Source organism: Nocardia terpenica, from assembly GCF_013186535.1.
Taxonomy (GTDB): domain Bacteria; phylum Actinomycetota; class Actinomycetes; order Mycobacteriales; family Mycobacteriaceae; genus Nocardia; species Nocardia terpenica.
This window is the reverse complement of the sequence record NZ_JABMCZ010000002.1, coordinates 265,612-290,941: the sequence shown is the minus strand read 5'-3', so window position 1 is coordinate 290,941 and position 25,330 is coordinate 265,612. Positions and strand designations below refer to the sequence as shown.

The following is a 25,330-nucleotide window of genomic DNA, read 5'->3' as shown; positions in this document are numbered from 1 at the left end:
CGACTACCGTAGAGAGGGATGCACCATGTCGGATCGCGGCCGTGCCGCTTCGTCCTTGCCGACCACCATTGATGTCACCGTGCCACACGAAGCGCGGGTCTATGACTACTGGCTCGGCGGACGGGACAACTATCCGGCCGACCGCGCGCTCGGCGACGAGGTCGCCGCCCACGTTCCCGGCATCCGGACCATGGCCCGGGCGAATCGGGCATTCCTGGGTCGCGCGGTCCGCTTCATCGTTCAGGAGCTCGGCGTCACCCAGTTCCTGGATATCGGGACCGGTATCCCGACGGCGAACAACACGCACGAGGTCGCGCAGGACGCCGACCCCACCGCGCGGGTCGTCTATGTCGACAAGGATCCGATCGTGCTGGCGCACGCTCGCGCGCTGATGGGCAGCACGCCCGAGGGCCGTACCGCGTTCATCCACGCCGACCTGGCCGATCCGGACTCGATCATCGACTCTCCGACCCTCGCCGACACCCTGGACTTCGACCGGCCGATCGCGTTGATGATGGTCTCGGTCCTCATGTACTTCCGCGACGACGAGCAGTTGCACGGGATCGTGCGCCGCCTACTCGCCGCGATGCCGTCCCGGAGCTGCCTCGCGATCACCCATCCCGGCGCGGAATTCGACCCGCACGCCATGTCCCAGGTGGTCGCGGCCGCCGCCCGAGCCAACATCTTCTTCTGCGCGCGCGACCGCGCCGGCACCGAAAAGCTGTTCGCCGGAACCACCCTCGTGGACCCCGGCGTAGTCCCGGTCCTCAGCTGGCACCCCGACTACGGCGAACTCGTCATCGGCGGCGGCCACCCCGACCCCGAAGCCGCCTGGTACTGGGCAGGCATCGGCCGCAAACCCTGACCCCGGCGAAAAGCATGCCGGGGTGACGAGTGGGGCGCGCCCGGGTGTTCAGTGGGGCGCGCCGGGGTGTTCAGTGAGGTGCGCCAGGACGATCAGTAGAGGGCGCCGGGGTGGCTGATGGGCGGCCGAAATGATCGGCTGTGACGCGCTGAAACGACGTGTAGCACGCTGGTCATGGCCAGTAGGTGCGCCGGGGTGATCAGTGGGTGCGCGCTGGGCGGCGAGCGGTCGCGCATCGAGGCGGCCGGTGGGGCTCCGGGACGGAGAGCGAGTGTGCGCCAAGGAGAGCAGTGGGCGCACGCAGAGATGGCGAGCGAGTGTGCCTCGTACGGAGGGGTGGCGCGCGTCGACATTGGTGTAGGAGCATGCCGACGGTACGGGTTGGCCGGGATGCGCATCCCCGGGCGCGGGTCGGCGCAAGCGGCAGGGTGGGCGCTTGCGCCGGGGGTGCGTCAGCAGTTGCGGAGTTCGGGGCTCTGGTTGAGGAGTTGGGCGCGGGTGGAGATGAAGGTGGTGTAGGTGTCGTTGCCTACGGACGACAGGGGGAACGCGGCCACTCGGTGGCAGTTCTGGAAGGCGAGTTTGATGCCGAAATGCCGTTCCAGGCCACCGCGAATGGCGTCGGACGCCATGGCGCGCAGCAGTTGGCCGCGGGCCACCTCGTCGGGCGGGGCCACCTGGTTGTCCGCGAACTCGGCTGTGCCGGAGCGCAGATCGGCTGCCACCCGGCTGACCACCTCGTAGGCGTACGGCAGTGAGTTGCGAACGCACTCGACGAAATCGTCGTCGCTGACCTCACCGCGTTCGGCGCGCTCTAGCAGTGCGGTTGGGACATCCAGTGACATGACGCTCTCCTCTACGGATGGCGGATGATGTCACATGATTCTAACCGAAAATCGTTGTCAACAATCCTGGATTCTGCGCGAAACCGCCAGCTTCAGAGCGGATTTCGTGTCGGCGGACAAGATCCGGACCAGCTCGCCCGCCGGTAGCTCGGTGGCCAGGACGTGGGCTTGACCGGCCCACAGGTTCACCGCGTCCGGGTTGCCCTCCGCGCGCGCGGCCGCCCGCAACGGGCTGGTGGCGTAATGGATTTCGGGGTAGGCGGCCGGGGCGTCGGGATGGTCGAGGATGAATCGGTTACGCAGCCCGCGCGCCCGGCGCCCGCTGAAGGCGCGCGTCAGCATGGTCGGGACGTCGATGGGCAGGGCGTCGCGGTGCACGGCCGCGGTGCCGGCCTCGGCGCAGCGCAGGAAGGCCGTACCGAGTTGCGCCGCAGCGGCTCCGGCGGCGAGCACGGCGGCAATGGCTGCGCCCGTGGCGATTCCGCCCGCGGCCACCACCGGGCGGTCCGTGGCGGCGGTGAGCAACTGCAGCAGCGCCAGGGTGGTCAGCGGGTCGGCGGCGTCGTCCTCCGGCCGGTCGATGAAGGTGCCCCGGTGCCCACCGGCCTCCGCGCCCTGGGCCACCAGCACATCCGCGCCCGCCTCGGCCGCGATGCGCGCCTCGCCCACCGAGGTGACCGTCACCCATACCTCCGAGCCCGCGGCGTGCAGGCGCGCCACCTCGTCGGCGGACGGACAGCCGAAGGTCACCGACACCACCGCCACCGGCGAGTCGGTCAGCAGCGCCAGCTTGGCCGCCCAGTCGTCATCGTCGAATCGCGCGGTGCCGAGCGGGAATTCGCGCTCCACCTCGGCCAGGTAGTCGGCGAAATGCTCCGGCGGGGTCGGCGCGCCCGGGGCGAAGAGGTTCACGCCGAACGGCGCGGAGGTCAGCTCCCGGGTGCGGGCGATCCGCTCGCCGAGGGCGTCGGCCTTCAGATATCCGGCCGCGAGGAAGCCGAGCCCGCCCGCGTCCGACACGGCCGCGGTGAGCTCGGGGGTGGAGGGACCGCCGGCCATCGGCGCCAGCACGATGGGGGTCCGCAAGTCGTCGAGGATCACCCTTCCAGTCTCGCTCAGGTCACACCGGGATGTCCGTGTGACCCCGCTCTCCAGCTGGCCTTTCTCCGGAGAAGGTTGCGAAAAGATCACGACGGAGTACTGTTTTCGTCACAGCAGTTGCCGAATCGTTACCTAATTGAAGGTTTCCCCGGCAGCCGCCCACAAGTTGATCGACGCTAGGACGACCCTTGCCGCAGCACCGTGAAACCTCGAGTTCCATATCTGTGAAGGACCTGCTCGGTGAAGGTGTTGCCGGCCGTGCGACCCGGCATCGGGCCCAGCCGTGCACCGGCGACCGAGTGCGCCTGGCCGCGAGCGCGGCGGTCGCCACCGGCGCGCTGATCGGCACCGCGGCCCAGATCGCCAATGCCGCACCACTGTTGCCGCTCGGCCACGGCGACAACGGTCCCGATACCGCGCAGCTGCGCCCGGTCGCGGTGGAGAAGAGCGAGGCCGAGCAGCCCGCCCCCGCGCCCGCCGAAAACCCCGCTCCCGCACCGCAGGCCGCGCCCATCGCCGCGTCGGCGCCCGCGCCGTTCGGGCTGCAGAACCTGCCGCCGGAGGTCGCCGGTCCGCTGGCCCAGGCCGAGCAGGTCATCAAGGGCCTGCAGCAGCAGGCCACGCCGCCGCCCGCGGCGGTCCGCCCGGTCGACGGCGTGGTGACCTCCGGATTCGGGTCCCGCTGGGGCGCTTTCCATTACGGTGTCGACTTCGCCGATCCCATCGGCGCGCCCATTCATTCAGTGGAGAACGGCACGGTCATCCAGGCCGGGCCCGCGTCCGGTTTCGGGCTGTGGGTGCGGGTGCGCAACGACGACGGCACCACCGCCGTCTACGGCCACGTCAACGACATCCTGGTGCACGAGGGCGCGCGGGTGAACGCGGGCGATGTCATCGCCACCGTCGGTAACCGCGGCGATTCCACCGGTCCGCACCTGCACATGGAGATCTGGGATCCCAACGGCCACAAGATGGATCCGGCCCCCTATATGGCGAGTAAGGGCGTCGTTCTCTCCCAGCAGCAGTGGGGCCCGCAGTAACGTCGGGGGCCGGGAGCCGGGCGCGGGTGCGCCCGGTGGTGCTGGGGGGTGGTGGTGTGACGGGTTTGCACGAACTGTTCGATTCCGATTCTCTGCACGGACGCATGTACGCGGTCCTGGTGCAACATCCACGCTCCGGTGTCGCCGAGCTCTCGGCGGCCCTGAATTGTCCGGTCGAGGTCACCGAGGCCGTGCTGGAGACGCTGTGCGAGTTACAGGCCGCGGTCCGGCTCGAGATCGACGGCGCGATCGTCTGGGACGCGCATGCCCCGGAGGCGTTGTCGGAGGCCGAATCCCGGCGTCGCCAGGCCGAGACCGCGCGCATGCACGCCGCCGCCGCGCAGCTCGGCGAGACGTTCCGCTCGGTGCGGCGCTCGCCCCGCGGTGACGGCACCCTGGTGCCGATGTACGAAACCCGGGAGCTGGTCGCCGAATTCGAGGACCTGCAGCGGACCGCGCGCAATACCGTGCGGCTGATCGAGCGCGGGCCCTACGTGGTCGACGCCGAGCGGGCCGAGCGGCTGTTCGAGCTGAAGTCGGCGCGCATCGAGTCGGGCGTGCGCTATCAGACGCTGTATCAGGACACCATTTATCAGGATCCGGACCGGTTGCGCTACGCCCTGGCCACCAATGCCGCTGGCGCGCTGGCCCGCACGCTGCCCGACCCGCCGCTGAAGGTGCTCATCGTCGACGGCGAACGGGCCAGTCTGATGCTGCACCACGACGAGCGGCGCGGCGATCCGATGGGCCTGCGCATCGGCCCCTCCCCGCTGCTGGACACGCTCACCCGCACCTTCGACGTGCTCTGGTCGCTGGCCGCACCCATCTCGGTCAACCCCGGCGAGCCCCTCGACGAACGCGACCGCGCCATCCTCACCCTCATGGGCCTCGGCGCCACCGACGACACCATCGCCCGCCGCCTCGGCATGTCCCGCCGCACGGTAGTCCGCCGCACCGCCAGCCTCCTCGAACGCCTCGGCGCGAGCACGCGTTTCCAGGCGGGGGTGCAGGCTATTCGGCGGGGGTGGTTGTAGGTCCTCGCGCCGCCCGTTGGGCGGACGGCGCGAGGAACAGGGGTGCGGCGTCTTCGTTGTCCTGGTGTCCTTCTCCTTCTTCTCGCTGGCGTGCGTCTTCCGCGTTCCGGGTGTTCGGCTTCCTTCTCCTCGGCGTGCGTCTTCCTTCTTCCTGGTGTGCGGCTTCCATGTTCCCGGCGTGCTCCTCCCAGGTGCGCGGCTTCCTTGTTCCCGGCGTGCTCCTCCCAGGTGTGCGGCTTTCTTGTTCCCGGCGTGCTTTTGGCCGGGACTTGTGACCCGCCTCACTGGATTCGGGGAAAGGCGCAACATGGGGGCACCCTTCTACCGATGAGTACAGGGAGCTCGGGCGGTGACGGCCGGGTGGGGGACACCTATATGATTGCTCGGACCGTGCGCGGGGGGCCGAACCGTGTTCGGGCGTGCGGAACTGCTGGACGCGAGAGGTGAATGCACTCGAATGGATACTGCCCGCCGATCCGCTCGTGGAAGTCGTCGCCGCCGGTCGGGTAGCCCGCTCTTCGGACAGCTGCTCACTGCCGCGGTGGAGTCCGCGGCCGACTCGGTGGCGATCCGGTTCAATCCGACCGGTGACCCGGCCGACGCGCGTGAACTCACCTATCGCGAACTCGACGAGGCGTCGTCTCGCCTGGCGCGCGAGCTGATCGAGCGCGGCGTCGGCGCGGGAGACGTGGTCGGCGTCGGCATTTCCCGATCCATCGAATCGGTGCTGTCGGTGTGGGCGATCGCCAAGACCGGCGCGGCCTATGTGCCGGTGGACCCGACCTACCCGCCCGAGCGGATCGCGCACATCGTCTCCGACTCCGGCGCGGTGCTGGGCCTGACCACCGCCGCGCATCGCGGCGCGCTCGGCACCGGCACCTCCTGGCTGGAACTCGACGATCCGGTGATCGGCGACCGGATCGCGGCGCGGCCCTCGCATCCGATCTCCTATACCGACCGGGTGCGGCCGCTCACCGAGCAGCATCCGGCCTACGTCATCTACACCTCCGGCTCCACCGGCAGGCCCAAGGGCGTGGTGGTCACCCACACCGGCCTGGGCGCGCTGGTGGTGGCCGAGCGCGAGCACTACGGGGTGGGGGAGGACTCGCGGGTCCTGCACGTGTGCTCCCCGAACTTCGACGTCTCGGTGCTGGAACTGCTGCTGACCTTCTCCTCGGGCGCGACGCTGGTGGTGTCGCCCCCGCAGGTGTTCGGCGGCTTCGAGCTGGCCGATCTGCTGCGGCGCGAACGGGTTTCGCACATGCTCATCACCCCCGGCGCGCTGGAGTCGGTGGACCCGACCGGCCTGGACGACCTGGAGGCGGTCGTCGTCGCGGGCGACAAGTTCGGACCGGAGCTGGTCGGCCGCTGGGCGCGCGAGGATCGGTTGTTCTACAACGGGTACGGCCCCACCGAGGCGACCATCCTGGCCACCTCCAGCGCGCCGATCTCCGCGGGCGACCCCGTCACCATCGGCACCCCGGTCGCGGGAGTCGGTGCGTTCGTTCTGGATTCGCGGCTGCGGCCGGTCCCCGCGGGCGTGATCGGCGAGCTGTATCTGTCGGGACCGGCGCTGGCGCAGGGCTATCTGGGTCGGCCGGGCCTGACCTCGGAGCGGTTCGTGGCCAGCCCCTTCGGCGAGGTGGCGGGCGGCTCCGGCGGCGGCGCGCGCCTGTATCGCACCGGTGATCTGGTGCGCCGCAACGAATCCGACGGCAGCATCGAATACCTGGGCCGCTCCGACTTCCAGGTGAAGATCCGCGGCTTCCGCATCGAGCTGGGCGAGATCGACAACGCGCTGACCGCGCATCCGGACATCGACTACGCGGCCACCATCGGCCGCACCCTGCCCTCGGGCGCGACCGCGCTGGTGGCCTACGTGCTGCCGCGCCCCGGAACCACCACCGACACCGGCGATCTCGCGGCCTTCCTCGGGGAATCCCTGCCCGCCTACATGATTCCGGCCGCGTTCGTGGTCCTCGACGAGATCCCGCTGACCCCGGTCGGCAAGCTGGACCGGGCCCGGCTGCCCGAACCCACCTTCGCGGCACGGGAATTCCGCGCGCCGTCCACCCCGGTGGAGGAGATCGTCGCCGAGGTGTTCGCGGCGCTGCTGGTGCCCGGTACCGACGACAACCCGGGCCGGGTCGGGGCCGACGACGACTTCTTCGAGCTGGGCGGCAATTCGCTGCTCGCGGCGCAGGCCGCCGCCCGCATCGGTTCCGCGCTGGGACTGCGGGTTCCGGTGCAGTTGTTGTTCGAGGCGTCCACCGTGGCGATGCTCGCCGAGCGGGTGGAGCGGCACGCGGGCTCGGCGTCCGGGCAGCAGCTGCGGCCGATGCCGCGCCCCGAGCGCATCCCGCTGTCGTATGCGCAGCAGCGGATGTGGTTCCTCAATCGGTTCGATCCGGCCAGCGCCGTCAACAACATTCCGGTCGCGGTGCGGCTGACCGGCCGCCTCGATCTGGACGCGTTGCGCGCCGCGGTACGGGATCTGGTGGAGCGGCACGAGGTGCTGCGCACCATCTACCCGGACCTGGACGGCGAGGGCTATCAGCTGGTGCTGTCCGCCTCGGACGAGCGTGCGCTGCAGGAGATTCCGGTGATCGACGCCGCGGAGTCCGAGATTGCGGCGCTGGTGGCCGAGACCGTCGTGGGCGGCTTCGACGTGACTGCGGCCCCGCCGGTGCGGCTGCGCGTGATCCGGCTCGGCGAGACCGAGCACGTGCTGGTGTGCGTGGTGCACCACATCACCGGCGACGGTTTCTCGATGGGCCCGCTGACCCGCGACCTGATGACCGCCTACCTGGACCGGATGCGCGGCGGACAGCCCGAGTGGGCGCCGCTGGCGGTGCAGTACGCCGACTACGCGCTGTGGCAACGCGAAACGCTGGGCGCCGAGGACGATCCGGAATCGGTGCTGGCCCAGCAGATCTCGTTCTGGCGTGAGCAGCTGGCCGGACTGCCGGAGCAACTGGACCTGCCCGCCGACAACCCGCGCCCGGCCGTCGCCTCCGCGCAGGGCGCGACCGTCGCCTTCGAGATCGACTCCGGCGTGCACGCGGCGCTCAATCGCCTTGCGCACGGCCACAATTCGACGCTGTTCATGGTGGTGCACGCGGCGCTGGCGGTGCTGCTGGCCCGATTGTCGGGCACCCGGGACATCGCGATCGGCACGCCGGTGGCGGGTCGCGGCGAGGCCGAACTCGACGATCTGATCGGCATGTTCGTCAATACCCTGGTGTTGCGCACCGACATCGATCCGGCCGCCACCTTCGACGAACTGCTGCGCGAGGTGCGCGCCACCGACGTGGCGGCCTTCGGGCACGCCGATGTGCCGTTCGAGCGGCTGGTGGAGCTGCTGGATCCGGTGCGGTCGGCGTCCCGGCATCCGCTGTTCCAGGTCATGCTGACCTTCCAGAACCTGGCCCAGACCCACCTGGAGCTGCCCGGGCTCGCGGTGTCGGGGGTCGACCTGACCGTGCCGCTGGCCAAGTTCGACCTGCAGCTGGCGATGGTGGAGCGCATCGACGAACACGGTGTGCCGCAGGGCGTTTCGGCGGCGTTCAGCTACGCCACCGACCTGTTCGACGAGGCGACGGTGGCGGACTTCGCCGACCGCTTCCGGCGCATCCTGCGCGCGGTGGCCGCCGATTCCGGCGCCGTGGTCGGCGACCTCGATGTGCTGGCGCCCGGCGAGCGCGAACTGGTGCTGCACGAATGGAATTCGCCCGGCGCCCCGGTGCCGCCGGTCACGCTGGTGGATCTCGTTGCCGCGCAGGCCGGTCGGCGACCGGACGCGGTGGCGGTGCGGTTCGGCGACAGCGCGCTCACCTTCGGCGAGCTGCAGCGGCGCGCCAATCGGGTGGCGCGGGCGCTGATCGCGCACGGCGCGGGCCCGGAAAAGCTGGTGGCCGTGGCGGTTCCGCGCACCGAGGAGCTGCCGGTGGCGCTGCTCGCGGTGCTGGTGGCCGGTGCCGGGTATCTGCCCATCGACACCGCCTACCCGGCGCAGCGGCTGGAGTTCATGCTCGGCGACGCCGCCCCGGCCTGCGTGCTGACCACGACCGAACTGCGAGACCAGCTGCCCGAGAACACCCTTCCGGTCGTCCTGCTGGAGGAGACCGGCGGCTGGGCCGACACCACGGTGACCGACGCCGATCGGGCCGTGCCGCTGCGGCCGCACAACCTGGCCTATGTCATCTACACCTCCGGCTCCACCGGTGTGCCCAAGGGCGTGGGCGTCTCGCATCGCAATGTGCTGGAGCTGTTCGCGAACACCCAGCTGCTGTTCGAGTTCGACGAGACCGACGTGTGGACGATGTTCCACTCCTTCGCCTTCGACTTCTCGGTGTGGGAGCTGTGGTGCGCGCTGGCCAACGGCGGCGCCGTGGTGGTCGTCGACCACCTCACCTCCCGATCGCCGGAACTGTTCCGCGAGTTGCTGATTCGCGACCAGGTCACGGTGCTCAACCAGACCCCGTCCGCGTTCTATCAGCTGGCCGAGGCCGACCGGGCCGCGCAGGCGACGGACGCGGGCAAGTTCGCGCTGCGCTACGTCGTCTTCGGCGGCGAGGCACTGGATCTGCGTCAGCTGCAACGCTGGTACGAGCGGCACGCCTCGGACGCGCCGCAGCTGGTGAACATGTACGGCATCACCGAGACGACCGTGCACGTGTCGTTCCTGGCGCTGGACGAGCGGCTGGTCGAGACGCCCGCGAGCGTCATCGGCCGGGCGCTGCCGGGCCTCGAGACCTATGTGCTCGACGACCGCGTGCATCCCGCGCCGGTCGGCGTGGCCGGGGAGATGTACGTGGCGGGCGCGCAGCTGTCCCGCGGCTACCTGGGGCGCCCGGGCCTGACCGCGACCCGCTTCGTGGCCAACCCCTTCGGGGCGCCCGGCTCGCGCATGTACCGCTCCGGCGACGTCGGGCGCTGGGCCGGATTCGGCGGCGAGGCCAACCTCGAGTACGCCGGGCGCAGCGATCAGCAGGTGCAGTTGCGCGGCTTCCGCATCGAGCTCGGCGAGATCGAGGCGGCGCTGCTGCAGTGCGCCGGGGTCAGCCAGGCCGTCGTGCTGGTGCGCGCCGACGAGCACGCGGGCGACCGGCTGGTGGGTTACGTTGTCGCCGAATCGGATTCGGAGCTGGACGGGGTCGCGCTGCGCGCCCGGGTGGGCGAATTCCTCACCGGCTACATGGTTCCCGACGCCGTCGTGGTGCTGGACGCGCTGCCGCTCACCCCGAACGGCAAGCTGGACCGCAAGGCGCTGCCCGCGCCGGAGTTCGTGAGCACCACCGTGTTCCGCGCCCCGCGCACCCCGATCGAGCAGGCCGTGGCCGATGTGTTCGGCGGGCTGCTGGGCGCGGGCGAGGTGGGCCTGGACGACGACTTCTTCGCCCGCGGCGGCAATTCGCTGCTCGCCACCCGCGCGGTGGCGCGCATCAACGAGGCGCTGGACGCGAATGTCGCGGTGCGCGAACTGTTCGAGGCGTCCACCGTCGCCGCGCTCGCGGCCCGGATCGTGCCGGGCGCGGCGGCCGGTGCGGTGCGGCCCCGGCTGCAGCCCGCGCCGCGCGGCGGCCGGGTGCCGCTGTCGCTGGCGCAGCAGCGCATGTGGGTGATCAACCAGCTCGACCCCGAATCGCCCTCCTACAACATCCCGTTGGCGATCCGGCTCACCGGCGCGCTCGACGTTCCCGCGCTGCGGCGGGCGGTGACCGACGTGCTGGAGCGGCACGAGGTGCTGCGCACCCGGTACCCGGCCAGCGGCCCGGGCGGCCTGCCGTATCAGGAGATCCTGTCGGCCTCCGAGGCGCTGCCCGGCGGGCTGCCGGTGGAGACCACCACCGATCCGATCGGCCGCATTACGGCGCTGATGTCCACCGGATTCGATGTGACGCAGCAGGTTCCGGTGCGGGCGCTGCTGTTGGATGGTGGCGAGGACTACCTGCTGGCGCTGGTGGTGCATCACATCGCCGGTGATGGTGCGTCCATGGCGCCGCTCGCGCGGGATCTGGTGACCGCCTATGTCGCGCGCACCGAGGGCAATGAGCCGGGCTGGGCGCCGCTGGAGGTGCAGTACGCCGACTTCGCGGTCTGGCAGCGCACCGCCATCGGCACCGACGAGGACGAGAGCTCCGTCGCCGCACGGCAATTGACGTTCTGGCGCGAGCAGCTGGCCGGGCTGTCGGCGACCGCGCCGGTGCCCCTGGATCATCCGCGTCCGGCGGCGCCGTCGATGCGCGGCGAATCGGTCGGCTTCCTGGTTCCCGCCGCGGTGCACGAGGGCCTGATGCGCATTGCGCGCGACCATAATTCGTCGCTGTTCATGGTGGTGCACGCGGCGCTGGCCGCGCTGCTGGCGCGCCAGTCGGGCACCGCCGACATCGCGATCGGCACGCCCATCGCGGGCCGCGGCGAGCGCGCGCTGGACGATCTGGTCGGCATGTTCGTCAACACGCTGGCGCTGCGGACCGGGGTCAGCACCTCCGACACCTTCGACGCGCTGGTCGAAAAGGCCCGGGAGACCGACCTTTCCGCGTTCGCCAACTCCGACATCCCGTTCGAGCGGGTGGCCGAGGTGGTGGCTCCGGGCCGGTCCGGCGCGCAGAGCCTGTTCCAGGTGGTGCTGTCGTTCCAGAACACCGAGCAGCCCACGCTGGAGCTGCCGGGGCTGACCATGTCGGCGCTGGACACCGAGTCGGTGGCCGCGAAGTTCGATCTGCAGGTGACCGTCGAACCGCGCCACGACCTGGACGGTTCGCCCGCCGACCTGGTGACCGTATTCACCTATGCGGCAGACCTTTTCGACGAGTCGACCGTGCGGGCGCTGGGCCGCCGCTTCGAGCGGATCCTCACCGCCGTGGCCGCCGATCCGCAGGTGCTGATCGGCGCGATCGACCTGCTCGACGGGCAGGAGCAGCCGCGCGCCGAGACCGAGGCCGCGCAGACCACCGAGACCACCTCGACGATCGGCACCGCGCTGCCGCAGGCGCTGGCCGCCGCCGTCGAGGACGATCCCGACGGTCCCGCACTGGCTTTCGGCGAGGACGCGGTGTCCTATCAGGAACTCGACGCGCGATCCTCGCGCCTGGCCCGGGTGCTGATCGGCCGGGGTTGCGGTCCGGGGGTGGGTGTCGCGATCCGGCTCGAGCGCGGCATCGACGCCGCGGTCGCCGTCTGGGCGGTGCTGAAGGCCGGTGCGGCGGTGGTGCCGATGCCCGAGAACGCCTCGCTCCCCGCGGGTCTGGAGGTCAAGATGGGGCTGGCGGTGACGGCGACGCGCACGCACGCCGAGCCCGCCGGCATCGACTGGCTGGTGCTCGACGACGCGGGCGTGGTCGCCGAGGTCGCGCGGGAGTCGGCGCGGCCGGTCACCTACGCCAACCGCACCCGCGCGCTGCGCGGCGTCGATCCGGCGTACGTCACCGTGGCGACCACCCTCGGCTACGACGCGCTGGCCGCGGCGGTGGATCGGGTGCGTTCGCGCACCGAGCTGACCTTCGAATCCCGCAGCTACCGGCAGGGTCCCGCGGATGCGCCCGCGGCGCTGCTCGAGGTGGTCGCGACCGGTGCGGCCGGTGCGTCGCTGGTGCTGCCGGAGGCTCCCACCACCGAGGCGCTGGCCGACGAATGGGTGACGCACCTGTTCACCGATCGCGCCGGGCTGGATCGGCTGGATCCGGAACCGCTCGAGGATCTGCGGGCCGTCGTGCTCGATTCCGGTCCCGCGCCGGAGTCCGGATTCGGGGCCGCGGAGGCGGTCGTGATCGTCGACGAAACGCTGCTTCGAGATAGCCGACTGCTCTGAAAAGGTTCGTGACCCTGATCTCAGGGGCGTGCATAACCTGCAGGGATGCGGTATTGGCTTCGGCAAGGCAAGATCTGTGGGGTTCAGCTCAGGTACGGAGAAGGTTGCAACTCGATGGTTGGCGGATTTCGGGACTGCCGCAGTAGGAATGCCCACAGTCGCCGGATCCTCGGTGGGTGGTGCGCGTGACGCGCCCTGCCCGCCAGCGTCCGACCCGTGCTCGCCGCACCCGCGTCACCACGCTGCCGCGCCTGCTGATGACGGCGGTGGAGGCGAATCCGGACGGCACCGCGATCGTCTTCGCCGACGCCACAGCGACATTGGCGACGCTGCGCTACGCGGAGCTCGACGAACGCTCAACGCGCTTGGCGCGGTTGCTGATCCAGCGCGGCATCGGCCCGGAGGACCTGGTCGCCATCGGTATTCCGCGCTCGGTGGACTCGGTGGTCGCGCTCTGGGCGGTCGCCAAGACCGGCGCGGGATTCGTCCCGGTCGACCCGAATTATCCGGCCGATCGGGTGGCGCACATGGTCACCGATTCCGGTGTGGCGCTGGGCCTGACGGTGTCGGCCGTGCGCGACCGGCTGCCGGGTGGGGTGGAGTGGCTGGTGCTCGACGGCGGCGTCCGCGCCGGGCTGGAGCAGTGCTCGGCCGAGCCGGTGACGGGCGAGGATCGGCTGCGTCCGCTGCGGGCCGAGCATCCGGCGTATGTGATCTACACGTCCGGCTCCACGGGGAAGCCGAAGGGCGTGGTCGTCAGCCAGGCCGGGCTGTCGAGCTTCTGCGACGAGCAGCGGGAGCGGTACCGGGTCGGAAGTGAGTCGCGGACACTGCATTTCGCGTCGCCGTCGTTCGACGCGTCGGTGCTGGAGCTGCTGCTGGCGGTGGGCGGCGGGGCCACGATGGTGGTGGCCGCGCCGTCGGTGTACGGCGGCGACGAGCTGGCCGCGCTGCTGCGCCGGGAGGCGGTGACGCACGCGTTCATCACCCCCGCCGCCCTGGCCTCGGTGGATCCGGTGGGGCTGGACGCGCTGCGCGTGGTGGTGGTCGGTGGCGAGGCGTGCCCGCCGGAGTTGTTGCGCCGCTGGGTCGTTCCGATCGGAAGCGACGGCCGGGTCCGGGAGTTCTTCAACGCCTACGGGCCGACCGAGACCTCCATGGTGACCAATATCAGCGCGCCGCTGGTGCCGGGCGAGCTGATCACCATCGGCGGGCCGATTCGCGCGATCACCGAATACGTGCTGGACGACCGGCTTTCGCCGGTGCCGCACGGCGCGGTGGGCGAGCTGTACATCGCCGGTGCGCAATTGGCGCGCGGCTATCACGAGCGGCCGTCGCTGACCGCATCCCGGTTTGTCGCGAACCCGTTCGGGGACTCCGGGTCTCGCCTGTATCGGACCGGTGATCTGGTGCGGTGGACGGCGAACGATGAGCTGGACTATGTGGGCCGCAATGATTTCCAGGTGAAGATCCGGGGTTTCCGGATCGAGCTGGGGGAGATCGACGCGGTGCTGGGTGGGTACGGGTCCGTCGACTTCGCGGTCACCGTGGGGCACCGGCTCGACAGCGGGGCAACCATTCTGGTGGCGTACGTGCATGCCGCGGCCGGGACCGTGGATACCGCGGGGCTGCTCGATTTCGCCGGTCACAGCCTGCCCGCGCACATGGTGCCCACGACGGTCATGGTGCTGGACGAGATTCCGCTGACCCCGGTCGGCAAGGTGGACCGTGCCGCGTTGCCCGCGCCGGTGCTGCAGGCCAAGGAGTTTCGCGCCCCCAGCGGACGGGCCGAGGAATTGGTGGCGGCGGTCTTCGCCGATCTGCTGCACAGCACCGCGGCCATCGGCGCGGACGACGACTTCTTCGAGCTGGGCGGCAACTCGCTTATCGCCACCCAGGTCGCCGCCCGGCTGGGCGCGGAGATCGGGGCCCGGGTGCCCGCCCGGCTGGTGTTCGAGGCGCCGACCGTGGCCGGTCTGGCCGTGGGCATCGCGGCGCTGGTCGGCACCGGGCACCGGCTGCCGCTGGCGCCCATGCCGCGGCCCGACCGCATACCGCTCTCGCCCGCGCAGCAGCGGATGTGGTTCCTCAACCGGTTCGATACGGCCTCGGCCGCCAACAATATTCCCTTCGCCATCCGGCTGACCGGCACGCTGGACATCGAGGCGCTGCAGGCCGCGGTCGCCGACGTGGTCGAGCGGCACGAGACGCTGCGCACCGTCTATCCGGCGATCGACGGCACCGGCTACCAGCTGGTGCTGCCGCCCGAGCGGGCGATCCCGGACCTGGCGCCGAAACCCGTTGCCGCCGTGGAGCTCCCGGACTGGCTGACGGCCTTCGCGCTGGCCGGGTTCGATGTCGCCGCCGAGGTGCCGCTGCGCGTCGCCCTGCTCGAAACCGATTCCGGCGCACCGGGTGACAGCGCCGCCGAACATGTGCTCGCGATCGTGATCCATCACATCGCGGCCGACGGCACCTCGGTCGCGCCGCTGGTGCGCGACCTCATGGGCGCCTACATCGCCCGGTGCGGCGGGGCCGCGCCCGCGTGGCCGCCGCTGCCGGTGCAGTACGCGGACTACACGCTGTGGCAGCGTGCGGTATTGGGTGACGAGGCCGATCCGGAGTCGGTGGCGGCGGCCCAGATCGCCTACTGGCGTGCGGCATTGGCGGGCCTGCCCGATCGGCTGGAGCTGCCGTCGGATCGGCCGCGGCCGCCGGTGGCCTCGGGTCGCGGCGGCGACTTCGCGTTCGAGGTCGACGCCGAGATCCATGCCCGGCTGCTGGAATTGGCGCAGCGGACCGGCGCCTCGCTGTTCATGGTGGTGCACGCGGCCCTCGCGGTGCTGCTGGCGCGATTGTCGGCCACCGACGATATCGCCATCGGCACCCCGGTCGCCGGGCGCGGCGAGCGCGAACTCGACGATTTGGTCGGCATGTTCGTCAATACCCTGGTGCTGCGGACCCGGGTCGACGCCGGGGCGTCGTTCCTGGATCTGCTCGCCGCCGCGAAAGACACGGACCTGGGCGCGTTCTCGCACGCCGAGCTGCCGTTCGAGCGGCTGGTCGAGGTGCTGGATCCGGTGCGGTCGCAGGCGCATCATCCGTTGTTTCAGGTGGCGTTGTTCTTTCAGAATATGGACAAGCCGCGGTTGGAGTTGCCGGGTTTGGTGGCCGATGCCGTCGAGTTCGATGGTGCGGTAGCGAAATTCGATTTGCAGTTGACCGTGGTGCCGCGTGCGGAGGGCGGGTTCTCGGCGCTGTTCACCTACGCCGCGGACCTGTTCGACGAGGCCACGGTGGCCGAGTTCGCCGACCGGCTGACCCGTACCCTGGCCGCGGTCGCCGATGCGCCGGAACTCCCGGTCGGCGCGATCGACCTGCTGTCGGCCACCGAGCGGCGGCGAATCCTGCACGGCTGGAACGACACCCGGTATCCGGTGCCGCCGGGGCTGCTGCTCGACGGGTACCGGCGGGCGGCCGCCGCCACCCCGGACGCCGTGGCGGTGACCTACGAGGGCGCGGCGCTGACCTACGCCGAATTCGATGCGCGCGTCAATCGCCTGGCGCGGCTGCTGATTTCCTACGGCGTCGGCCCGGAGTCCCTGGTGGGCCTGGCCGTTCGGCGGTCGCTGGATCTCGTCGTGGGCATGTACGCGATCGTCACGGCCGGTGGCGCGTACGTGCCGCTCGACCCGGATCACCCGGACGAGCGGATCGCGCACATCCTCGACACCGCACGGCCGGTGTGCATCCTGACCACCTCCCGCGATGCGTCGGATATGGCCGCGCTGTCCTCGGACCTGTGGACGGTGCTGCCCATGGATCGGCTGAAGTCGGCGCTGTCGTCCGCGCCGGTGAGCGATGCCGACCGCCTCGCGCCGCTGCGGCCGCAGCATCCGGCCTACGTCATCTTCACCTCCGGATCGACCGGACGGCCCAAGGGCGTGGCGGTCTCGCATGCCGCCATTCACAACCAGATGGAGTGGATGCTCGCCGAGTATCCGCTGGGCCCCGGCGATGTATATCTGCAGAAGACGGCGACCACGTTCGACGTGTCGCTGTGGGGTTATTTCCTGCCGCTGCGGGCAGGCGCCCGCCTGGTGGTGAGCACGCACGACGGGCATCGCGATCCGCGCTATGTCGCGGAAACCATTGCGGCGCAGGGGGTGACGGTCACCGACTTCGTGCCGTCCATGCTCACCGTCTTCGCCGCGCACCTGACCGCGGGCTCCTGCCCGACGCTGCGGGACATCTTCGTCATCGGCGAGGCGCTGCCGCCGGAGACGGTGGCGGCCGTGCGCGCGGTAACGGACGCCCGGGTGCACAACCTGTACGGGCCGACCGAGGCGGCCGTCTCGGTGACGTATTGGCCTGCGCGGGAAGAGGGTCGGTCGTCGGTGCCGATCGGGTTGCCGCAGTGGAACACCCGGGTGTATGTGCTCGACGGCCGGTTGCAGCCGGTGCCCGCCGGGGTGCCGGGCGAGTTGTACCTGGCCGGTGCGCAATTGGCGCGCGGGTATGTGGGGCGGCCGGATCTGACGGCGGATCGGTTCGTGGCCGATGCGTTCACGCCCGGTTCCCGCATGTACCGCACCGGTGATCTGGTGGTGTGGCGGGATGCCGAGGGGGAGTTGCCGCCTCGGTTGGAGTATTTGGGCCGCACCGATTTTCAGGTGAAGTTCCGGGGTCAGCGCATCGAGCTCGGCGAGATCGAGACCGCGTTGCTGGCCGAGCCCGCGGTGAGCCAGGCGGTCGCGCTGGTGGCGTCGTCGGCCCTGGGTGATCAGCTCGTCGCGTATGTGGTGCCGCTGCCCGGGGAGCGGATCGAGCAGACCGAGCTGCTGGCCGCCATCGGTAAAGTGCTGCCCGCCTATATGATTCCGGCCGCGATCGTGGCCCTGGACGCGTTCCCGCTCAATGCCAGCGGCAAGCTCGATCGGCGGGCGCTGCCCGAACCGGTCTTCGCCGCGCGCGAATTCCGTGCCGCGGCAACACCGGTCGAGGAGATCGTGGCCGGGGTCTTCGCGGATGTGCTGGGGCTGGAGCGGGTCGGCGCGGACGACGACTTCTTCGCGCTCGGCGGTAATTCGCTGGTCGCGACCCAGGTGGTGGCGCGGCTGGGCGCGGTGCTGGACGCCCGCATCCCGGTCCGGACGCTGTTCGAGACGCCGACCGTGAGCGCGCTGGCCGCGGTGGTGGAGTCGCAGGCGCACGGCCGCCGCACCGTCGAACTCGGCGCTCTCGCGCGGCCGGACCGGCTGCCGCTGTCGCTGGCGCAGCAACGCATGTGGTTCCTCAACCGCTTCGATCAGGACGGCGTCGGGCTGGATCGCGGTACAGATGCGGGACGGGACGGCGTCGGCTCGGCCGCCTACAACCTGCCGTTCGCCTTGCGGCTGAGCGGTGAGCTGGATGTGGCCGCGCTGTCGGCGGCCCTCGGCGACGTGCTGGTGCGGCACGAGGTGCTGCGCACCGTGTACCCGGAGACCCCGGACGGCCCGGTGCAGGTGATCCTGCCCGCCGCCGCGCAACACGACGCGATATTCGCTGTGCCCGAGCCGATCTCGGCGGCCGAGGTGGCCACGGTCGTGTACGGGCTGGCCGCGACGCCGTTCGATGTGACCACCGAGGTGCCGCTGCGGGTGCGGCTGTTCGAGATCGCCGACGCGCCGGGTGCGCGGGCGGAGTATGTGCTCGCGGTGGTCGTGCATCACATTGCGGCGGACGGATCCTCGATGGGGCCGCTGGTGCGCGATGTGATGACCGCCTACGCGGCCCGCCTCGGCGGTGTCGCATCGAGCTGGGCGCCGCTGCGGGTGCAGTACGCCGACTACGCGCTGTGGCAGCGCGCGGTGCTGGGTGACGAGTCCGACGCGGATTCTATTGCCGCCCAGCAGATCGCCTACTGGCGGCGGGAACTGGCCGGGTTGCCGGATCTGCTGGAGCTGCCCACGGATCGGCCGCGGCCCGCGGTGGCGTCGCTCGCGGGTGGCCGGGTGCCGTTCCGCGTGGACGCGGAAACCCATGCGGGACTGACGGAACTCGCCCGCACCCATGGTGCGACGTTGTTCATGGTTGTGCATACGGCGTTGGCGGTGTTGTTGGCTCGGTTGTCGGGGTCGGATGATGTTGCTGTTGGTACGCCGGTTGCGGGTCGTGGTGAGGCTGAGCTTGATGATTTGATCGGTATGTTCGTGAATACGGTGGTGTTCCGGACGCGGTTGGATCGGGGGGAGGGTTTTTCGGATCTGTTGGTGCGGCAGCGGGAAACGGATCTTCAGGCGTTCGCGCATGCGGATATTCCGTTCGAGCGGCTGGTGGAGGTGCTCAATCCGCTGCGTTCTACCGCGCATCATCCGTTGTTCCAGGTGGGTTTGTCGTTCCAGAATCTGGCGCGGACCGCGTTGGAGTTGCCGGGTTTGAGCGTGGCGGGTGTGGATGCGGATTTGGATGTGTCCCAGTTCGATTTGCATCTGATTGTGGCCGACAGCTATGACGAGGATGGTTCGGCAGCCGGTATCGGTGGTTTCTTCACTTATGCCACCGACCTTTTCGACGCCGACACCGTCGCAGGTTTCGCCGAGCGGCTGTCGCGGATTCTGAGCGCCGTTGTCGTCAAGGCGGAGCTGCCGGTCGGCGATATCGATATCCTCGGCCGCGCCGAGCATCACGATGTGGTGATCCGCCCGAATATCACCGGCTACCCGCTGGATTCGGCGGTGGTGCGAGGTGGCGGCGAGCCGACGCTGGATGCCCTGCTGTGCGCGACCGTCGCGGCGACGGCCCATGCGGTGGCACTGGTCGCCGACGAGGGCGGCTCGGAACTCCGCTCGCTCACCTACCGCGAGCTCGACGCCCGCGTGAATCACCTGGCGCACCACCTGATCTCGCTCGGCGTGGGCCCGGAGGCGCGGGTGGCCTTGGCCTTCCGCCGCTCGGTGGACCTCGTGGTCGCCATGTACGCCGTGGTCCGCGCGGGCGGCGCCTACGTGCCACTGGACCCGGACCAGCCCGCCGAACGCACCGGGTACATCCTGGAGACGGCCGCGCCGGTGTGCGTGCTGACCAATGCCGCAACGGGATTCGAGACCGACGCTGCGCCAGTGGTGCGGATCGATGAATTCGAGTTCGGAATCACTGGGGAGGTGCGGATCACAGACGCGGAACGCCTTGCGCCACTGCGCCCGGAGCATATCGCCTATGTGATCTTCACCTCCGGCTCGACCGGCCGCCCCAAGGGTGTAGCCGTGCCGCATGCGGCGATTGTCAACCAATTGCTGTGGAAGACAGCGGAATTCGGCTTGGGTACCGAGGATGCGGTGCTGTTGAAGACGGCCGCGACCTTCGACCTGTCGGTGTGGGAGTTCTGGTCGGCCGCCGTCTCCGGTGGCCGCCTGGTGATCGCCTCGCCCGACGGGCATCGCGACCCGGCCTACCTGAACGACCTGATGGACCGCACCGGCGTGACGACCCTGCACGCGGTGCCGTCCATGCTCGACGCCCTGCTGACCCAGCGCACCGATTCCAGCCTCGCCGCCCTGCGCCGGGTCCTGGCCATCGGCGAGGCCCTGCCCGCCGCCCTGGCCCAGCGGGTGCGCGCCGCCCTCCCGGCCGCGGCCCTGCACAACCTGTACGGCCCGACCGAAACCGCGGTCTCGATCACCGACCACCGCGTCACCGCCGCCGACACCGTCTCGGTTCCGATCGGCACCCCCGAGTGGAACAACCAGACCTATGTCTTGGACCCCCGCCTGAACCCGGTCCCCACCGGCGTCCCCGGCGAGCTCTACCTCTCCGGCTCCCAACTGGCCCGGGGCTACTTCGCGCGACCCGGGCTGACCGCGGAGCGCTTCGTCCCGAATCCCTTCGGGGTCTCCGGTTCTCGCATGTATCGCACCGGCGATCTCGTGGTTTGGAATGCCAACGGGGAGTTGGAATATCGGGGTCGCACCGACTTCCAGGTGAAGATCCGCGGCTTCCGCATCGAGCTGGGCGAGATCGAGTCCGCCCTCCTCGCCCTGCCGGACATCGCGCAGGCCGCCGTCCTGGCCAAGTCGGACGCCCGCACCGGTGACCGCCTGGTGGCCTACCTGGTGGGCACGGATGTGGATGTGGCACAGGTGAAGTCCGCGTTGTCGACGGCCCTCCCGTCCTACATGGTCCCCGCGACCTTCGTCGTGCTCGACGCCCTGCCCTTGACCGTCAACGGCAAACTCGACCGAAATGCCCTGCCGGAGCCCGAATTCGAGGCCGCCGCCTTCCGCGCGCCGACGACACCGATCGAGGAGATCGTCGCGAACACCTTCGCCGAGGTGCTCGGTGTGCAGCGGGTGGGTGCGGACGACGACTTCTTCGAGATCGGTGGGAATTCGCTGCTGGCCACCCAGGTAGCCGCCCGGATCGGGGCGGCGCTCCAGGCGCGGGTATCGGTGCGGAGCCTCTTCGAAGCGCCGACGGTCGCGGCGCTGGCGCTGGCGGTCGAGAAGAGGGCGGGCGATGTGGGTCGGCCGCCGCTGGTGGCGGGGCCGCGCCCGGATGCCGTGCCGCTGTCGTTCGCGCAGCAGCGCATGTGGGTGCTGAACCAATTCGATACGGCCGCCGCCGTGTACAACATTCCGGTCGCGATTCGCCTGTCGGGCAACCTGAACGAGGTCGCGTTGACGCGGGCCGTGGCCGATCTGGTGGCGCGGCACGAGGTGCTGCGCACCACCTATCCGCTCACCGCCACCGGCCCGGTGCAGCTGGTGCATCCGGCCCGCGAGGTCGAGGCGGAGCTGTCGCCGATACCGGTCGATCCCGATCGGGTGGCCGCCGAGGTCGCCGCGGTGGTTACCGCCGGTTTCGATGTGACCGTCGATATTCCGTTCCGCGCCAGGCTGTTCCGGCTCGCACCCACCGAGCACGTGCTGGTGTTCGTGGCCCATCACATCAGTTCCGACGGCTGGTCGATGGGCCCGCTGACGCGGGATCTCATGCTGGCCTACGTCGCCCGCACGGGTGATGAGGCGCCCGCGTGGGCTCCGCTGCCGGTGCAGTACGCCGACTTCGCGCTGTGGCAGCGGAAGGCTTTGGGCTCCGAGGACGATGCGGACTCGGTGCTGTCGCGGCAGATCGCCTTCTGGCGGCGGGAATTGGCGGCGCTGCCGGAACAGCTGGATCTCCCGGCCGACCGTCCGCGCCCGGCGGTCGCGACCAATCGCGGCGCGACGGTGGAATTCGAGATCGATGCCGAGCTGCACGCGGCGCTGAACCGCCTTGCCCGCGACCATCATTCGACGCTGTTCATGGTGCTGCACGCCGCCCTCGCGGTGCTGCTGGCCCGATTGTCGGGCACCCGCGATATCGCGATCGGCACGCCGGTGGCGGGTCGCGGCGAGGCCGAACTCGACGATCTGATCGGCATGTTCGTCAATACCCTGGTGTTGCGCACCGACATCGATCCGGGCGGCACGGTGGGTGAGCTGCTGCGCGCGGTGCGGCGCACCGACGTGGCCGCCTTCGCGCAGGCGGATGTGCCGTTCGAGCGGCTGGTCGAGCTGCTGGATCCGGTGCGGTCGGCGGCGCGGCATCCGCTGTTCCAGGTCATGCTGACCTTCCAGAACCTGGCCACCGGCGAGCTGCGGCTGCCGGATCTGACGGTGACGGGCCTGGACACGGGCGCGCCCCCGGCGAAATTCGATCTCCAGCTCACCGTGGCCGAGCTGACCGGCGGCGACGGTGCGGCACAGGGCATCTCGGCCGTGTTCGGCTACGCCACCGACCTGTTCGACGAGGCCACCGTGCGCGGCTTCGCCGACCGGTTCCGGCGCATCCTGCTGGCCCTGACCGAGCCCGATGCGGTCGTCGGCGATATCGAGCTGCTGACGAGCGCGGAACGCGAAGCGGCGCTGCGGGAATGGAACGCGCCGCTGGCCGAAGCGCGGCCCGCGACCGCCGCGACCCTGGTCGACCTGCTGGACGAGCAGGCCGGCCGCCGCCCGTCCGCCGTCGCGATCCGCGCCGAGTCGGGCACCCTGACCGTCGGCGAGCTCGACCGGCGCGCCAATCGCCTGGCCCGCGCCCTCATCGCTCGCGGTGTGGGACCGGAATCGCTGGTGGCCGTGGCGGTTCCGCGCACCGGGGAGCTTCCGGTCGCCCTGCTCGCCGTGCTGAAGACGGGCGCCGGTTACCTGCCCATCGATACCGCCTATCCGGTGCAGCGGCTGGAATTTCTGCTCACCGACGCCGCCCCGGCCTGCATCCTCACCACCGTCGAGGCCCGGGAATCGCTGCCGGGCAGCGATATTCCGGTAGTGCTGCTCGACGCGGCGGCCGGATTCGACGATGCCCCCGTGACCGATCGCGACCGGCGTGCGCCGCTGCGTCCCGATCATCTCGCCTACGTCATCTACACCTCCGGTTCGACCGGTGTGCCCAAGGGCGTCGGCGTCGAGCACCGGAATGTGGTGCGGCTGCTGGCGAATGCGCAGCCGCTGTTCGGTTTCGACGAGACCGATGTGTGGACGATGTTCCACTCCTTCGCCTTCGACTTCTCGGTGTGGGAGCTGTGGGGGGCGCTCGCCTACGGCGGCAGCGTGGTCGTGGTCGACTACGCGACCTCGCGATCACCGGAACAATTCCGGGAGTTGCTGATTCGCGAGCGGGTGACGGTGCTCAACCAGACACCGTCGGCGTTCTACCAGCTGATCGCGGCCGACCGCGCCGCCTCGACCGGCGAATTCGCCCTGCGGCACATCGTCTTCGGTGGCGAGGCGCTGGACCCGCGCCGCCTCGCCGCCTGGTACGAGCGCGGCCACCGGGCCCGCCTGGTGAACATGTACGGCATCACCGAGACAACGGTGCACGTATCGTTCCTGCCCCTCGACGAGCACTCCGCCGACACCCCGGCCAGCATCATCGGCCGCCCCCTCCCGGGCCTGTCGACCTACGTACTCGACGCCCGCCTCCACCCGGCCCCGAACCGAGTACCGGGCGAAATGTACATCGCAGGCGACCAACTCTCCCGCGGCTACCTCGGCCGCCCCGCCCTCACCGCCACCCGCTTCATCGCCAACCCCTTCGGCCCCCCCGGCTCACGTCTGTACCGCTCCGGCGACGTGGGCCTGTGGCGCGAGATGCAGCTGGAATACGCGGGGCGTAGTGATCAGCAGGTGCAGTTGCGGGGGTTTCGGATCGAGCTCGGGGAGATCGAGGCAGCTTTGCTGCGGTGCGTCGGGGTCGGCCAAGCGGCGGTTGTTGTCCGCAGGGACGAGGTTGTCGGGGATCGGCTGGTGGGATACGTAGTCGGCGAGCGTGATGCCGTCATCGATCCGGTTGGGCTTCGGGGGGAGGTTGGGGGATTCCTTACCGGGTACATGGTTCCCGATGCGATTGTGGTGCTCGGGGAGTTGCCGTTGACGCCGAATGGGAAGTTGGATCGGCGGGGGTTGCCGGTGCCGGAGTTCGTGAGTGACAAGGCGTTTCGGGCGCCGGGGACGGGGACCGAGCGGGTTGTCGCGGGGGTGTTCGCGGAGTTGCTCCGCATCGAGGTGGATGGTGTCGGGGCGGATGACGACTTCTTCTCGCGTGGTGGGAACTCGCTGCTGGCTACCCGGGCGGTGGCGCGGTTGCGGGAGGTCGGTGGGGTGCGGGTCGAGGTGCCGTGGTTCTTCACCGATGCCAGCGTGAGTGGGTTGGCGCGGCGGATCGATGCCGAGGCGGATGTGCCGGGCGGCGGGCTGGATTCGGCGTTCGACGTGCTGTTGCCGCTGCGGGCGGGCACCGGCGACCCGGTGTTCTGTATCCACCCGATGTACGGGCTGGCCTGGGCGTACGCCGGGCTGGCGCAGTATCTGCCGCAGCCGCTGTGGGGCCTGCAATCTCCGGCGCTGACCTCGGACTACGTTCCGGAGTCGCTGCGGGACATGGCGATTCGCTACGTCGCGGAGATCCGGCGGGTGCGGCCACGGGGGCCGTATCGCCTGCTCGGCTGGTCGCTGGGCGGTGTGCTGGCCCACGCGATCGCCACCGAGCTGCAGGCCGCGGGCGAGCGGGTCGAGCTGCTCGCCATTCTGGACGGGTACCCGCGCCTGGATGTCGCCGACTTCCACACCACGCTGCGCGGCGCGCTGGCCGAACTCGGCGTCGGCCCGGACGTGCTGCCCGCGGGCGATCTGCGCGAGCTGAGCGACGAGGCGCTGGCCGCCCTGCACGCCACCATCCCCGCCGACCTCGTCTCCCTGACCCCCGAGCAGGTGCGGCGGATCTATCGCGGCGCGGTGCGATCGGCCGAACTGGTGGCCGAGCACCGGCCCGATGTGTTCCACGGCACCGTCGAATTCTTCCGCGCGGCATGTGATCCGGACAACATCGCGCGCGGACTCGCGGCGTCGGACTGGCGTCCGTACGTCGACGGCGAGATCATCGACCGGCCGGTGGCGACCACCCACGAGCAATTGGCGGGTCCGGACGGCCTGATCGAGATCGGGCCCGCCCTGGCCCGGATGCTGGACCCCGACCAGGGCTGACCGGCACCGAGGCGATTGATGGCCCCAACGGGTGATCGATCGGCCTCGGTACCGGACAATAGGTTGGTTCCGGGCCGGGTCGACCCCGGCCGGGACGTCTGTGCAGCCGTAACGCACGCGACGGCC

Annotated in this window: 7 protein-coding genes; 5 read left to right on the top strand and 2 right to left on the bottom strand. The window is 70.4% G+C overall.

Annotated features, from left to right (window positions below; all coding sequences use genetic code 11):
• Positions 1-55 precede the first annotated feature (55 nt).
• A complete protein-coding gene (locus HPY32_RS12540; protein ID WP_231951435.1) occupies positions 56-865 on the top strand; it encodes an SAM-dependent methyltransferase in 810 nt (269 codons plus the stop codon).
• Between the two features lie 452 nt (positions 866-1,317).
• Here the strand turns inward: HPY32_RS12540 and HPY32_RS12535 are convergent, their stop codons facing one another.
• Both HPY32_RS12535 and HPY32_RS12530 read right to left on the bottom strand, forming a co-directional pair.
• A complete protein-coding gene (locus HPY32_RS12535) occupies positions 1,318-1,710 on the bottom strand; it encodes an SCO5389 family protein (RefSeq protein WP_067581234.1) in 393 nt (130 codons plus the stop codon).
• 57 nt (positions 1,711-1,767) lie between these two features.
• The gene (locus tag HPY32_RS12530; RefSeq protein WP_171982846.1) at positions 1,768-2,811 is read right to left on the bottom strand and encodes a nitronate monooxygenase; all 1,044 of its coding nucleotides are present in this window, start codon (positions 2,809-2,811) and stop codon (positions 1,768-1,770) included.
• A 224-nt stretch (positions 2,812-3,035) separates the two neighbouring features.
• On the opposite strand from HPY32_RS12530, the gene HPY32_RS12525 reads away from it, so the two are divergent.
• From HPY32_RS12525 to HPY32_RS12510, 4 genes are all read left to right on the top strand, one after another.
• Entirely contained in the window at positions 3,036-3,851 is an 816-nt protein-coding gene (locus HPY32_RS12525) for a M23 family metallopeptidase (protein ID WP_309247521.1), read from the top strand.
• Positions 3,852-3,907: 56 nt separating this feature from the next.
• Positions 3,908-4,885, top strand: coding sequence for a helix-turn-helix transcriptional regulator (locus tag HPY32_RS12520; RefSeq protein ID WP_067585291.1), 978 nt, complete (start codon positions 3,908-3,910; stop codon positions 4,883-4,885).
• Between the two features lie 457 nt (positions 4,886-5,342).
• Complete coding sequence (locus HPY32_RS12515; protein ID WP_067581238.1) at positions 5,343-12,698, top strand: non-ribosomal peptide synthetase; 7,356 nt, start codon at positions 5,343-5,345, stop codon at positions 12,696-12,698.
• 185 nt (positions 12,699-12,883) lie between these two features.
• The gene (locus HPY32_RS12510; protein WP_231951437.1) at positions 12,884-25,204 is read left to right on the top strand and encodes a non-ribosomal peptide synthetase; all 12,321 of its coding nucleotides are present in this window, start codon (positions 12,884-12,886) and stop codon (positions 25,202-25,204) included.
• Positions 25,205-25,330: the final 126 nt, after the last annotated feature.